Origin of the sequence: Streptomyces sp. CA-135486, assembly GCF_050936555.1 — a bacterium.
GTDB lineage: Bacteria > Actinomycetota > Actinomycetes > Streptomycetales > Streptomycetaceae > Streptomyces.
In genome coordinates this window covers 2,183,617-2,196,924 of sequence record NZ_JBNJMM010000001.1, presented here as the reverse complement: position 1 = coordinate 2,196,924, position 13,308 = coordinate 2,183,617, and the positions used below count along the sequence as shown (strand labels likewise).

Genomic DNA, 13,308 nt, shown 5'->3' with positions numbered 1-13,308 from the left:
GCGCGGTCGCCTTGCATCGCCTCGTACCGGCCGGATATCGGGGCCGGTCGCAGCCAAGAGGAGACAACGCGATGAGCGGACGTATTCGCGGCCTGACCGCGGCCCTTCCGCTGGCACTGACCCTGGTCCTGACCGGGTGCAGTTCCGGGGACGACAGCGGCAAGGTGGCATCGGCGAACAGCGGGAGCAAGGACGGCGGGAGCAAGGACGGCGGCAGCTCGAAGCCGAGCCTGAGCACAGATGAGATGGCGCTCAAGTTCGTGCAGTGCCTGCGCAAGCAGGGCCTGGACGTGGAGGACCCGAAGCCGGGCGGGGGCATAGGCATCAAGGCCGACCCCCAGCATCCGATGAGCAAGGAGCAGGTGGACAAGGCCACCGCGGCCTGCCGCAAGTACGAGCCCCAGGGGCAGGGCCCCAGGGCCAAGGACCCCAAGGCGGCCGAGAAGATGCGGGAGTACTCCCAGTGCATGCGCAAGAACGGCGTGGAGGATTTCCCCGACCCCAAGCCCGGGGGCGGAATCCAGATCGAAGGCCCGCTCATGGATGACCCGGACTTCAAGAAGGCCGAGAAGAAGTGCAACCACTTCATGGGCGGTGGCGGCCAGCTGCATTCGGAGCAGGACTGATGAGCGAGTCGGCCGTCGACCATCCGACGGACCACTCGACGGACAATCCGGCGGAGGAGCCGGCGGACGGGATTTCCGGGACTGGCCCCCTCCCCCGCAGGAGGCGCGGCGGCCGCGGCAGGAAGAGCGCCATCGCCCTCCTCGTCCTTCTGACGGGCGGCGCCGCCTCCGTCGCCACCCTTGGCCTGGGTGGCGGGGACTCCGGCGGTACGGCGGCGAGCGAACTGCCGCCCAAGACCGCCGAGGTGACCCGGCAGACCCTCAAGGACGTCCAGAGCGAGGACGGGGAGCTGGGCTACGGCCCGACGACCACCGCGGCCGGACGGCTGCCCGGAACGCTCACCCGGGCGCCCCGGGCCGGCGACACCATCACCCGCGGCAAGGCGCTCTACGAGGTGGACGACCGTCCGGTGGCGCTGATGTACGGCTCGGTCCCCGCGTACCGCGCCCTCAGGAAGGGTACCGAGGGCACGGACGTGCGCCAGCTGGAGAAGAACCTCAGAGCGCTCGGCTACACGGGCTTCACCGTCGACGACGAGTACACCGCAGCAACAGCCGACGCGGTCACGGAGTGGCAGGAGGAGTTGGGTCTCGACGAGACCGGGACGGTGGAGCTCGGCCGCGTGGTGTTCGCGCCCGGCGCGGTCCGCGTCGACAGCGTCGCGGCCGGGAAGAGCGATCCCGTCACACCGGGCGCCAAGGTGCTCACGTACACCGGCACCGCCAAGGCCGTCACGGTGGAACTCGACCCGGTCGACCAGCGGCTGGCCAAGAAGGGCTCGGCAGTCGGCGTGCGGCTGCCGGACGGCAGCACCGTCCAGGGCAGGGTCGACGAGGTCTCGACAGTGATCGAGCCGGGCAGCGGCGACACCCCGGCGAAGACCAGGGTCAAGGTGATCGTGAGCCTCAAGAGCAAGAAGGCGGCGCGGGCTGCCGAGGCGTACGCACTGGCCGCGGTCCATGTGGACTTCACCTCCGGAACCCGCAAGGACGTGCTCACCGTGCCGGTCGCCGCGCTGCTGGCGCTGGCCGAGGGCGGGTTCGGCGTGGAGGTCGTCGAGGGCTCGACGTCGAGGTATGTCCCGGTCACCACGGGCCTGTTCGCCGACGGCCGGGTGGAGATCTCCGGGAACGGAATCTCGGCGGGTACGAAAGTGGGGATGCCGAAGTGATCTCCCTGACGGATGTGACCAAGACCTATCCGGGCGGGGTCACCGCGCTCGACGGCGTCTCACTGCGCATCGCCCGCGGTGAACTCGTCGGCATCGTCGGCCCGTCGGGGTCCGGCAAGTCGACGATGCTGCATGTTCTCGGCACGCTCGACCGGCCCACAACGGGGAGCGTGCACATCGAGGAGTACGACGTCGGCGCGCTCTCCGACGCCAAACTGTCCGCGCTGCGGGCGAGCCGGATCGGCTTCGTCTTCCAGCAGTTCCATCTCGCCACCGGCACCTCGGCGCTGGACAACGTGGCTGACGGGCTCCTGTACTCGGGGCTGCGGCCCGCCGAGCGGCGCCGCCGTGCCACGGCGGTGCTGCGCCGGGTCGGGCTCGGGCACCGCCTGGACCACGAGCCGCACGAGCTGTCCGGCGGCGAGCGTCAGCGCGTCGCCATCGCACGCGCCGTGGCCGGCGAACCCTCGCTGCTGCTGGCCGACGAGCCGACCGGGGCGCTGGACTCCGTCTCGGGCGCCGGGGTGATGAGGCTGCTGCGCGAGTTGCACGCCACCGGCACCACCGTCGTCATCATCACGCACGAACGGGAGATCGCCGCAGGTCTGCCCCGTCAGGTGCAGATGCACGACGGCCGCGTGGTCGCCGACACCGTACGGCACGACGTCACCGCACCGGCGGTGAACTGATGGCTACGGATGTGCTGCCCGCGGGCGAGCTGCAGCCGGCCCGGTTGTGGCCGCGAGACGTGGTCAAGGTGGGCGCTGTGGGACTGCGCACGCGCCCCCTGCGGGCCTTTCTCTCGGCGCTGGGCATCGCCATCGGCATCGCGGCGATGGTCGCCGTGGTCGGTATCTCGTCGTCGTCCCGCGCCGAACTGGACCGCACACTCGCGGCGCTGGGCACCAATCTCCTCACCGTCTCCCCCGGCACGACGCTGGGCGGGGGGCATGCCCGACTGCCCACCACGGCCGAGGAGATGGTCTCCCGGATCGGCCCGGTCTGGTCGGTCTCGGCCATCGGCGCACTCGATGATGCGAAGGTCTACCGCACCGGCAGGATCCCTCGGGCGGAGACCAACGGGCTCGCCACCTACGCCGCCCGCACCGACCTGCCCTCCACCACCGGTGCCGAGCTGCGCAGCGGCACCTGGCTGAACGCGGCCACCAGCAGGTATCCGGCGACGGTGCTCGGTGCCTCGGCAGCGGAGCGGCTGGGCATCGGGCACCTCGGTCCCGACACCCAAGTGCTCATCGGCGGGCGGTGGTTCACCGTTGTCGGCGTCCTGCGGCCGGCGCCACTCGCGCCGGAACTGGACACCGCGGCGCTCGTCGGCTGGTCGGCGGCCAGGACCCATCTGGGCTTCGACGGGCACCCCACCACCATCTACACCCGCTCCGACGACGCGGCCGTGCCCTCGGTCCAGTCGGTCCTGGGTGCCACGGCCAACCCCCAGGCACCGGGCGAGGTGGAGGTGTCGCGCCCCTCCGACGCGCTCGCGGCCCAGCAGGCCGCGGGCAAGGCCTTCACCGGGCTGCTGCTCGGACTGGGCGCGGTGGCGCTGCTCGTCGGCGGGGTGGGGGTCGCCAACACCATGGTGATCTCGGTGCTGGAGAGGAGGCCGGAGATCGGACTGCGCCGCTCGCTGGGGGCGACCCGGGGCCAGATCCGTACGCAGTTCCTCGCCGAGTCGCTGCTGCTCTCCGCCCTGGGTGGAGTGGGCGGTGCCGTGCTGGGCGTCGGCGTCACCGCGGGCTATGCCCTCTACCAGGGCTGGCCCGCGGTGGTCCCGCCGTGGGCGATGCTCGGCGGCATCGGCGCCACCCTCGCCATCGGCGCGCTGGCCGGCCTCTATCCGGCCGTCCGTGCCTCACGTCTCTCCCCCACCGAGGCACTGGCTACGCCGTAACAGGCCGCTGCGGGAGCGCCGACGGGGGGGCGCTCCCGGAGGGGAGGGCCGGCGGGGTGCGGCGGCAACGCCGTCCGCACCCCGCCGGTGAGGTGCGTCAGGCCTCGACGCTGTCCTTCTCGGACCCTCCGGCCGACTCGACCGAATCGGCCGTCTCCGGTGTCCCGGCCTCTCGGGCCGACTCCGCCGCCTCCCGCTCCGCCTGCTTCTTCGACGCGATCAGGCTGGTGATCGTGGTGACGATCAGCACGCCGCAGATGACCGCCAGCGAGAACGGAATCGAGATCTCGGGGACATGCACCCCGCCCTCGTGCAGGGCGTGCAGCACCAGCTTGACGCCGATGAAGCCGAGAATCACCGACAAGCCATAGCTGAGGTGGACCAGCTTCCTGAGCAGTCCGCCGATGAGGAAGTACAGCTGGCGCAGCCCCATCAGCGCGAAGGCGTTCGCGGTGAAGACGATGTACGGATCCTGGGTCAGGCCGAAGATCGCGGGGATGGAGTCCAGCGCGAACAGCACATCGGTGGTGCCGATGGCCAGCATGACCACCATCAGCGGCGTCAGCACACGCTTGCCGTTATTGCGTATGAAGAGCTTGGTGCCGTGGTACCTGTCGGCGACGCCGAAGCGGTTCTCGATGGACTTCAGCAGGCGGTTCTCCTCGAACTCCTCTTCCTCGTCGCCGGAGCGCGCCTCCTGGATGAGCTTCCAGGCGGTGTAGATCAGGAACGCCCCGAAGATGTAGAAGACCCACGAGAAGCTGGCGATGATCGCGGCGCCTGCGGCGATGAAGACGGCGCGCAGGACCAGGGCTATCAGTACGCCGACGAGCAGCACCCGCTGCTGCAGATGGGACGGCACCGAGAACTTCGCCATGATCAGCACGAAGACGAAGAGGTTGTCGACGCTGAGCGATTTCTCGGTGATGAAGCCCGCGAAGAACTCGCCCGACATCTGGCTGTTGCCGAAGATCAGCAGGCCGAGGCCGAAGAGGGCGGCCAGGACTATCCAGACGACTGTCCAGATTCCGGCTTCCTTGATCGACACATCATGGGGCTTGCGCCCGATGAAGAAGTCGACAGCGATCAAGGCGCTGAGACCAAGAATGGTCAGCGCCCACAGGGTCAATGAAACGTCCACTGCGCCTCCGGCGTCGTACGGCTACTGATCAGCGTCGTCGCTGCCGGAGGTCTCCTCCACCCGTGCGGCCTCTGCCGCCACGGGCCGGCGCCCCGGGACCGATGTCGGTCCGTACTGACGGGAACGCCGCAGCCGGGAGTACTCCCCTCCGCCCAAAGAACGGTACAGGAAACCCCAAGGGAAGGTAAAGAGCTTGGTAAAGCGAACTTCAAGTACGCAGGTCAGCGCCGCCAGTTGCGACGGGCGGCCACCATCTGGTCCAGCACCTGGCGGAGCACGGCGCTGCCCGCCGGTACGGTCAGCGGCTCGTACGTCCAGGCGTGCCGCACCCACGGATCGGCCAGATGGTCGTCCGGGACCGGCGTGAGGCGCAGCAGGGAGCGCCACAGCGGGTCGAGTACCGGGCCGTAGGCACTCGCGTCCTCGCGGTCCGCGACCATCAGCAGATGGACGCCGACCGCCGGGCCCTCGTCGGCGAGATAGCGCAGCTGGTTGACCGCCCGGTCGTCGAAACCGTGCGGGAAGTCGTTGACGATCAGCAGCTGCTCGCCCGTGTCCAGATCCGGCGGCAGCGCGTCCGCCGCGCCACCGCGCACCGCCATCGTCACCAGGTCGACCCGCTGGGTGAGCGTGGCGAGCGTGGCGCTCACACCCTGGGCGCCGGCCGCGGGCGGCCCGGCCAGGGCGCCGGATTCGACCAGCGGGGCGAGCGAGGCGGCCGCGGCACCCGCCGGATCGATGACATGGATGGAGAAATCGCCCGGCGGGTAGACCGCCAGCAGCCTGGACGCGTGCGCGACGGCCGAGTCCATGGCCAGCCTGCGCAGCTGTGCGTCGTCCAGCGCCATCGCGACCTCGGAACCGGTGCGTCCGCTGTCCACCCACAGCCCGCGCTCCAAGGGCAGCCGCACCAGCAGCGGGATGCGCAGCTCGGGGCTCTCGGGCAGCTGGAGATCGCCGAGGCGCACCGCCATCGGAACCTCCATCGGGACGCGGTACGCGTGCCAGACGGGGTTGTCCCAGCGGGCGAATGCGGGCGGCAGGGCGGGCTCGACGACGGCCGACTCGGCGGTGAGCTGGGCCAGGTCCCGGTCGAGGGCCTGGCGGGCCCGGTCGGTCAGCTCCTCACACTTGCCGCGGGCCGCCTCGCGGGCCGCGTCCCCGGCGCCGCCGATGCGGCTGCGCGGGTCGGACAGCGCCTGGTCGAGCTCCTGGTCCAGCCGGGTCTCGGCGAAGTCGACGGCGCTGCGGTACGCGGCGACCGCGCGGGCCAGATCCTCGAACATGCCCCAGATCTGGTTGTAGAGCCGCTCCTCCATGGACCAGCCGGTGGCATCGCCCGCGACGGGCGGGGCCGGCTGACCGGGCTGGGCCGGTGGCACTGCCGGGGGCGGCGGCGGAGGCGCGACGGACTGCCGGCGCGGATGCGAGTAGTCGATGGGCCCGCCCGGTGCCGGCGGAGCGTCGGGCGTGGGGGTCTGCTGGGGACCCGTGGAGCCGGACTGCTGGCCGGGGGACGCGATGCCGTCGGGAAGCGTGGCGTCCGGTCCGGGCGCGGGCTGGTCGGGACGCGGCATGTCCGGCCTGATGTACGCGGCGTCGGCGGCGCTCGTCCGCAGCTGTGCCGGTTCCGCCCGCGGCGTGCGCAGAGTCCCCGCCGACCCCTGGATGTCCGCGGCCGTCTCCAGGGCCTTGGTCAGCCCCTGGTCGGCCAGCAGCTGCGCGAGTCCGCCCTCGTACCCCTGGCCCACCGCGCGCACCTTCCAGGCGCCCTGGCGGCGGTAGAGCTCGACCGCGACCAGCGCGGTCTCGCTGACCAGGCCGGTGATGGTGAAGCTGGCCAGCTCGGCCTCGTCCCGGCCGGTGACGGCGACAAAGGGGGCAGCGGTGGCGCCGAAGTGGGCCGGGCCGCCGGGCCCTTCGGGGAGTGCGAGCAGCGCATTGACCTGGTGCACCGCCTCCGGCACCGCGTCCAGGTCGACGGTGAACCGGGGCGCTTCGGTGGCCCGCCGGGAGACCTCGACCCCGGACAGCGTGGGCGCGCCGGGATGCGCGATCCATTCGTCGCGTACGGTCCCCTGCGCGTCGGAGCAGGTGGCGCAGGCCACGACGGGGTGGCCGGCCGACACCCGGATCTCCAGGCGGGTGTCGGGCAAGGGGTGGTTCTGCCCCCGGACCAGCTCGGCCGTCATCGCTCTGTCCCCTTCAGTGCTGTGCGGTGGTGTTGAGCGGGGCAGCTCCCGGTGGCCTGGTGCCTCCGGGAGCTGCATGTCTTCCGTACGAGCCGTGCCGCAGGTCCGTACGAGCCCGCGCCTACAGGTGCGGCAGGATCGCCGGCATCAGGTCCTGGAAGGTACGGCCGTTGGCGGGGTTGCCGAGGGCCGTCATCTGCCAGCCGCCGCCCACCCGGTGCACCTTCGCCATGATCTGCGCGGTGTAGTTGCCGCCGCCGTCCAGCGTGTAGCGGGCGAGCTCCTGGCCGTTGGTCTCGTCGACGATGCGGCAGAAGGCGTTCTGCACTTCCTGGAACGTCTGGCCGGTGAAGGAGTTCACCGTGAAGACGATCTGGTCGATGTGGACCGGCACGCGCTGCAGGTCGACGAGGATCGCCTCGTCGTCGCCGCCCGAGCCCGCGCCGCCGACCAGGTTGTCGCCGGTGTGCTTGACCGAACCGTCGTCGCTGACGAGGTGGCGGAAGAAGACCACGTCCACCGGCTGCTTGTCGGCGAACAGCACCGCCGATGCGTCCAGGTCGATCTCCCTGGTGCGCGAGCCGAAAAGACCGCGGCGCGGCGCCGCCTGCCAGCCGAGCCCCATCCGCACCGCGGTGAGGGTTCCCCCGTCGCTCTTCTGCAGGCTGATGGCCTGACCCTTGGTCATGTTGACCGTCACGCGCTGTCCCCTTCTCCCGAATAGCTGCCGCCCATATGTGCGGTTGTCCTGCACCCTACGCAGTGGCGCCAATGGCGCAGCACAATTGGCTGGTTTTTGTGTCGGTCTTGAGACACACCACGGGGAACACACCAGGTCCCCGGCTCAGGCGAGACCGGCCTCCTTCATCTGGCGAAGCTCCTTCTTCAGCTCGCTCACCTCGTCACGCAGCCGCGCGGCCACCTCGAACTGCAGCTCGGCGGCCGCCGCCCGCATCCGATCGGTCATCTCCTCGATGATCCCGGCCAATTCGGTGGCAGGACGGTCGCTGAGCACGTCGCCCGCCTTGCCGGACCGGCCGCCGAGCACCGGGACCGGGGCCTTGGCGCCCTTGCCCTGCTTGTCGGCCTTCGTCTGCCGGTAGCCGGTGCCGAGCAGCTCCTCGGTGTCGACCTCCTCGCGCGCGATGGTCGCCACGATGTCGTTGATCTTCTTACGGAGCGGCTGCGGGTCGATACCGCGCTCGGTGTTGTATGCGATCTGCTTCTCCCGGCGGCGGTTGGTCTCCTCGATGGCCTTCTCCATCGCCTTAGTGATCTTGTCCGCATACATATGGACTTGGCCGGAGACATTGCGGGCCGCGCGGCCGATGGTCTGGATCAGCGAGGTGCCCGAGCGCAGGAAGCCCTCCTTGTCCGCGTCGAGGATCGCGACCAGCGACACCTCGGGCAGGTCGAGGCCCTCCCGCAGCAGGTTGATGCCGACGAGGACGTCGTACTCACCGGCGCGCAGTTCGCGCAGCAGCTCGACCCGGCGCAGGGTGTCGACGTCGCTGTGCAAGTACCGGACCTGGATGCCCAGTTCGAGGAAGTAGTCGGTGAGGTCCTCGGCCATCTTCTTGGTGAGCGTGGTGACCAGGACGCGCTCGTCCTTCTCGGTGCGCTCGCGGATCTCGTGCACCAGGTCGTCGATCTGGCCCTCGGTGGGCTTGACGACGACCTCCGGGTCCACGAGTCCCGTGGGGCGGATGATCTGCTCGACGAAGCCGTCGCCGCGGGAGAGTTCGTAGGTGCCGGGGGTCGCGGACAGATAGACCGTCTGGCCAATGCGCTGCTGGAACTCCTCCCACTTCAGCGGGCGGTTGTCGAGGGCGGACGGCAGCCGGAAGCCGTGCTCGACCAGGGTGCGCTTGCGCGATGCGTCCCCCTCGTACATCGCGCCGATCTGCGGCACGGTGACGTGCGACTCGTCGATGACGAGGAGGAAGTCCTCGGGAAAGTAGTCGAGGAGGGTGTTGGGGGCGGAGCCCGGCGCGCGGTCGTCGAAGTGCATCGAGTAGTTCTCGATGCCGGAGCAGGAGCCGATCTGGCGCATCATCTCGATGTCGTACGTGGTGCGCATGCGCAGCCGCTGGGACTCCAGCAGCTTGCCCTGCTTGTCGAGCTCGGCCAGGCGCCCCTCGAGCTCCTTCTCGATGCCGTTGACCGCCTTCTCCATACGCTCAGGTCCCGCCACATAGTGGCTGGCCGGAAAGACGTACAGCGACTCGTCCTCGCTGATGATCTCGCCGGTGAGCGGATGGAGGGTGGACAGCGCCTCGATCTCGTCGCCGAACATCTCGATGCGGACGGCGAGCTCCTCGTAGACCGGGAAGATCTCGATGGTGTCGCCGCGGACCCGGAAGGTGCCGCGCGCGAAGGCCACGTCGTTGCGCGTGTACTGGATGTCGACGAAGCGGCGCAGCAGCTGGTCGCGGTCGATCTCGTCGCCGACCTTGAGGGGGACCATCCGGTCGACGTACTCCTGCGGGGTGCCGAGGCCGTAGATGCACGAGACGGAGGCGACCACGATCACATCACGCCGGGTGAGCAGCGAGTTCGTCGCGGAGTGGCGCAGCCGCTCGACCTCCTCGTTGATCGAGGAGTCCTTCTCGATGTAGGTGTCCGACTGCGGGACGTACGCCTCGGGCTGGTAGTAGTCGTAGTACGAGACGAAGTACTCCACCGCGTTGTTCGGCAGGAGCTCGCGGAACTCGTTCGCCAGCTGGGCGGCCAGGGTCTTGTTCGGCGCCATCACCAAGGTGGGGCGCTGAAGCTTCTCGATCATCCAGGCGGTGGTCGCCGACTTGCCGGTGCCGGTCGCGCCGAGCAGGACGACATCCTTCTCACCGGCACGGATACGCCGCTCCAGGTCGGCGATGGCCGTCGGCTGGTCGCCGCTGGGCTGGTAGGGACTGACGACCTCGAAGGGCGCCACCGTACGTTCGATCTTGGAAACGGGCCGCATGGATCCACCGTACGACCCACCACTGACAACCGGGTCCCGGCCGGAGGATCAGGCGGTGGTCACCAGTCCCGGCAGGGATCAGGCGGTCACCAGTCCCGGGCCCGCGGCTGCTCCCGGCGTGCCGACCGGTCCGCCGCCCAGCCCACCGGCGCCCTGAGCGGCCCCTGGGCCCGCTGGGCGGGAACCCCCGGGCGGGCGGGCTCCCCGTCGGCGGGCCGCCGCCAGTCCGGCTCGCCCATCACCAGCAGCGGATCGAACATCACCACGACCCCGGCGAGCAGCAGGCAGACCACCGGCCCGATCATCATGGGCGCGAGCAGAGTGGTGGCCGAGTCCCCGGTGCCGGCGGATCCCGCGACTCCGTGCAGATGGACGCTGACCGCCGCCATGCCCGTGTAGTGCATGCCGCTCACCGCGATACCCATCACAAGGCTGGCTCCCAGGCTCGCCAGGAAGCCATGGACGGATACTGCCGCCCACAGGGCCGTCGTGGCGGCGACGACAGCGATCACCACCGAGAGAGAGACCGTCAGGGTGTCGTACTCGAGGCGCCCCTGGAGTCGCATTCCGGCCATGCCGAGGTAGTGCATTGAGGCCACGCCGAGGCCCGTGATGGTGCCGCCGGTGACCAGGGCCATGGGCGTCGCACCGCGGTACCCCACTATGAAGATCCCGATGCCGACCATGACGATCGCGACAACGAGGCTGGCGAAGGTGGTCGGCCGGTCATAGCCGATCGGAGCCTCGGCGACGGTGAAGCCCATCATCGCGAGGAAGTGCATGGTCCAGATTCCCGAGCCGATCGCGATCGCGCCCAGGGCGAGCCAGCCGGGCTTGAAAGAGCGCCGGTTGCGGACGGATCTGGTCGTGCAGCGCAGGCCGAGGGCCCCGCCGAGGCAGGCCATGGCGTAGGCCGCCACCGGTGTGACGAGGCCGTAGGTGAATCCGTCGACAGTCCCCTGCATGTCGATACGCCTCTCGCTCCTTGTGATCCCCGTGATCCCTGACGGAACGTCTGGTCAGGGGCGAGAGTATGGCTCTCGCCACGCCAAGCAAACATCTGAACGGAGATTTATCGACACAGAAACGGTCAGGTGATGCGTTCCGGGCCGATGCGTTCCCGTTCTGGCCATCCTTCGCCTCTTCCTCGTTGGTTGTCGACTGTCCCCTCGGCCGTCTGCACGGCATCGTCACCAGCCACCCGGACGTGGTACGGGACGCGCCGGGCTGAAACCGGCGCTTGACCAGGCACGGGACCGGCACTGTCAGTGGCCGGTCGTACGGTGGTGCGCATGAAGAGCTTCGAGTGGACCGTCATGGGCACGGACATCGGACCGCTGCTGCTCGCCGCGACCGAGGAGGGTCTGGTGAGCGTGGTCTTCCATGCCGACGCGGCCGTGCGGGACAAGGCGCTCGGGCGGCTGGCGGGCCGTCTTGCCGCCGAGCCGGTGGAGGACTCGACGGGCCTGCTGGCCGAGCCGATACGTCAGATGGAGGCGTATTTCGCGGGCGGGCGCCGGCAGTTCGACCTGCCGCTGGACTGGTCGCTGTCCGGCGGGTTCAACCGGAAGGTGCTGGGGGAGCTCGCGCACGGCGTGCCGTACGGCTCGGTCGTCGGCTACGGCGATCTGGCGGCCCGGGTGGGCGAGCCGGGCGCGGCGCAGGCCGTGGGCGCGGCGATGGGATCCAATCCGCTGCCGGTGGTCGTGCCGTGCCACCGCGTGGTGGAGACGGACGGCGGGCTCGGCGGCTTCGGGGGCGGTCTGGAGACGAAGCGGAAGCTGCTGGCGCTGGAGGGGGTGCTGCCCGAGCCACTGTTCTGACCGGAGGGCCGGACGAGGACGAACACCCCGGCGGACCGGCGAGCACCCGGGCGGACCGGCGGACGGACGGACCGGCGGGCGGCCTGACGCCGGGGAACACGGTTTCGTACGCGCGTACGGGCTGGCACACTGCGCCAGTGACCACCAGCCCTGACGCCCCTGACATACCCCCTGCGCCCAGCACCACGGCCCTAGCTCACGCACCCGGGCCCGCTCGGTGACCTCGATCGACAAGGCCGCGGCCCGCGCGCCCGTTTCGGTGGACGAGTTGCCCGCGCTGCGGCGGCGTATCACCGCGGTCCTCATCGCCGGCCAGATCTTCGGCGGACTCGGCGTCGCCACCGGGATCGCGCTCGCCACCGTGCTGGCACAGCAGGTGAGTGGGACCGAGGCGCTGTCCGGGCTGGCGCCGACCGCGACCGTGGCCGGGACCGCGCTGCTGTCCATGCCGCTCGCCGCGCTGATGGCGGCGCGCGGACGGCGGCCCGGGATAGTACTCGCCTATCTGCTCGGTGCGTTGGGCGCGGGCGTGGTCGTGCTCGCCTCGGTCGTGGAGAACTTTCCGCTGCTGCTTGTCGGCATGGCCCTCTTCGGCGCCGCTTCGTCGGCGAATCTGCAGTCACGCTTCGCCGCCGCCGATCTGGCCGAGCCCGAGCGGCGAGGACGGGCGATCTCCAATGTCGTGTGGGCGACCACGATCGGCGCGGTGCTCGGCCCCAATATCGCCGCGCCCGCGGGCCGCAGCGTCGCCGGGCTCGGCATACCGGCGGCAGCGGGGCCGTTCCTCTGGGCGGCCGGGGTCTTCCTGATCTCCGCGGTCCTGGTGCTCGTCCTGCTGCGCCCCGATCCACTGCTCACCGCCCGGGCGCTCTCCCCTGCCGACCGTTCCCCCGAGGGGCGCTCGCTGCGGGCCGGGCTGCGGGCCGTACGCAAGTCGCCGATGGCCCGGCTCGCCCTGGTCACCGTCGCCGTCTCACACACCGCCATGGTGTCGATCATGTCGATGACCCCACTGGCGCTCAGCCACCACGGCGCGGGCATCGAGCTGATCGGCCTGGTGATCAGCGGTCACATCGCGGGCATGTATGCCTTCTCGCCGGTCATGGGCTGGCTGGCGGACCGCATCGGGCGGCTCGCCGTGATCGGCCTCGCGGTGGGGCTGCTCTGCTCGGCCGCGCTGCTTGCCGGTACGGCGGGCGCCGACCACGGACAGACCGCCGCCGGGCTCTTCGTACTCGGTCTCGGCTGGTCGGCGGGTCTGGTGTCCGGTTCGACCCTGCTCACCGACTCCGTGCCGCAGCCCGCCCGCGCGGCAGTGCAGGGCCTGTCCGACCTGACCATGAACACATCGGCAGGCATCGGCGGCGCGGCCGCCGGACTCATCGTGGCGCAGGCGAGCTACGGCTGGCTGAATGCCGTCGGCGCCTGTCTGCTGCTGCCGATGGCGGCCCTCGCGGTACGCAGAGCGCTCGGCTGACGG

11 protein-coding genes are annotated in these 13,308 nt (G+C 70.4%); 6 read left to right on the top strand and 5 right to left on the bottom strand.

What is annotated here, in order from left to right; translation table 11 throughout:
• The first annotated feature begins 71 nt into the window (after positions 1-71).
• Genes ACQEVG_RS09950 through ACQEVG_RS09935 form a run of 4 tightly spaced genes read left to right on the top strand, consistent with a single transcriptional unit; the run spans position 72 to position 3,707 of the window.
• Positions 72-626, top strand: coding sequence for a hypothetical protein (locus tag ACQEVG_RS09950; protein ID WP_432980130.1), 555 nt, complete (start codon positions 72-74; stop codon positions 624-626).
• On the top strand, positions 626-1,798 hold the full coding sequence (locus ACQEVG_RS09945) for a peptidoglycan-binding protein (protein WP_432980127.1): 1,173 nt from the start codon (positions 626-628) through the stop codon (positions 1,796-1,798). Before ACQEVG_RS09950 ends, ACQEVG_RS09945 begins: the two co-directional genes overlap by 1 nt.
• Positions 1,795-2,487, top strand: coding sequence for an ABC transporter ATP-binding protein (locus tag ACQEVG_RS09940; RefSeq protein WP_432980124.1), 693 nt, complete (start codon positions 1,795-1,797; stop codon positions 2,485-2,487). The genes ACQEVG_RS09945 and ACQEVG_RS09940 overlap by 4 nt, the downstream gene beginning before the upstream one ends.
• Positions 2,487-3,707 carry an ABC transporter permease gene (locus ACQEVG_RS09935; RefSeq protein ID WP_432980121.1) on the top strand — a complete coding sequence of 407 codons (1,221 nt, stop codon included), beginning with the start codon at positions 2,487-2,489 and terminating at the stop codon, positions 3,705-3,707. Before ACQEVG_RS09940 ends, ACQEVG_RS09935 begins: the two co-directional genes overlap by 1 nt.
• Before the next feature lie 97 nt (positions 3,708-3,804).
• On the opposite strand, the gene ACQEVG_RS09930 is transcribed toward ACQEVG_RS09935, so the two are convergent.
• From ACQEVG_RS09930 to ACQEVG_RS09910, 5 genes are all read right to left on the bottom strand, one after another.
• Positions 3,805-4,848, bottom strand: coding sequence for a TerC family protein (locus ACQEVG_RS09930; RefSeq protein ID WP_432980118.1), 1,044 nt, complete (start codon positions 4,846-4,848; stop codon positions 3,805-3,807).
• 221 nt (positions 4,849-5,069) lie between these two features.
• Positions 5,070-7,040, bottom strand: a complete 1,971-nt coding sequence (locus ACQEVG_RS09925; RefSeq protein ID WP_432980115.1) for a TerD family protein — start codon at positions 7,038-7,040, stop codon at positions 5,070-5,072.
• 121 nt (positions 7,041-7,161) lie between these two features.
• Complete coding sequence (locus ACQEVG_RS09920) at positions 7,162-7,740, bottom strand: TerD family protein (RefSeq protein WP_360873824.1); 579 nt, start codon at positions 7,738-7,740, stop codon at positions 7,162-7,164.
• A 144-nt stretch (positions 7,741-7,884) separates the two neighbouring features.
• Complete coding sequence (gene uvrB, locus ACQEVG_RS09915) at positions 7,885-10,005, bottom strand: excinuclease ABC subunit UvrB (RefSeq protein WP_432980111.1); 2,121 nt, start codon at positions 10,003-10,005, stop codon at positions 7,885-7,887.
• An 86-nt stretch (positions 10,006-10,091) separates the two neighbouring features.
• Positions 10,092-10,970, bottom strand: a complete 879-nt coding sequence (locus ACQEVG_RS09910) for an MHYT domain-containing protein (RefSeq protein ID WP_432980108.1) — start codon at positions 10,968-10,970, stop codon at positions 10,092-10,094.
• Between the two features lie 327 nt (positions 10,971-11,297).
• On the opposite strand from ACQEVG_RS09910, the gene ACQEVG_RS09905 reads away from it, so the two are divergent.
• Positions 11,298-11,828, top strand: coding sequence for a methylated-DNA--[protein]-cysteine S-methyltransferase (locus ACQEVG_RS09905; protein WP_432980105.1), 531 nt, complete (start codon positions 11,298-11,300; stop codon positions 11,826-11,828).
• Positions 11,829-12,045: 217 nt separating this feature from the next.
• On the top strand, positions 12,046-13,305 hold the full coding sequence (locus tag ACQEVG_RS09900; RefSeq protein WP_432980102.1) for an MFS transporter: 1,260 nt from the start codon (positions 12,046-12,048) through the stop codon (positions 13,303-13,305).
• The last annotated feature ends 3 nt before the right edge of the window (positions 13,306-13,308 follow it).

Bases quoted from the DNA above. Each gene is read 5' to 3' on its own strand.
- ACQEVG_RS09945 (WP_432980127.1), top strand. From the start codon at position 626: ATGAGCGAGTCGGCCGTCGACCATCCGACGGACCACTCGACGGACAAT.
- ACQEVG_RS09935 (WP_432980121.1), top strand. From the start codon at position 2,487: ATGGCTACGGATGTGCTGCCCGCGGGCGAGCTGCAGCCGGCCCGGTTG.
- ACQEVG_RS09950 (WP_432980130.1), top strand. From the start codon at position 72: ATGAGCGGACGTATTCGCGGCCTGACCGCGGCCCTTCCGCTGGCACTG.
- ACQEVG_RS09910 (WP_432980108.1), bottom strand. From the start codon at position 10,970: ATGCAGGGGACTGTCGACGGATTCACCTACGGCCTCGTCACACCGGTG.
- ACQEVG_RS09925 (WP_432980115.1), bottom strand. From the start codon at position 7,040: ATGACGGCCGAGCTGGTCCGGGGGCAGAACCACCCCTTGCCCGACACC.
- ACQEVG_RS09905 (WP_432980105.1), top strand. From the start codon at position 11,298: ATGAAGAGCTTCGAGTGGACCGTCATGGGCACGGACATCGGACCGCTG.
- uvrB (WP_432980111.1), bottom strand. From the start codon at position 10,005: ATGCGGCCCGTTTCCAAGATCGAACGTACGGTGGCGCCCTTCGAGGTC.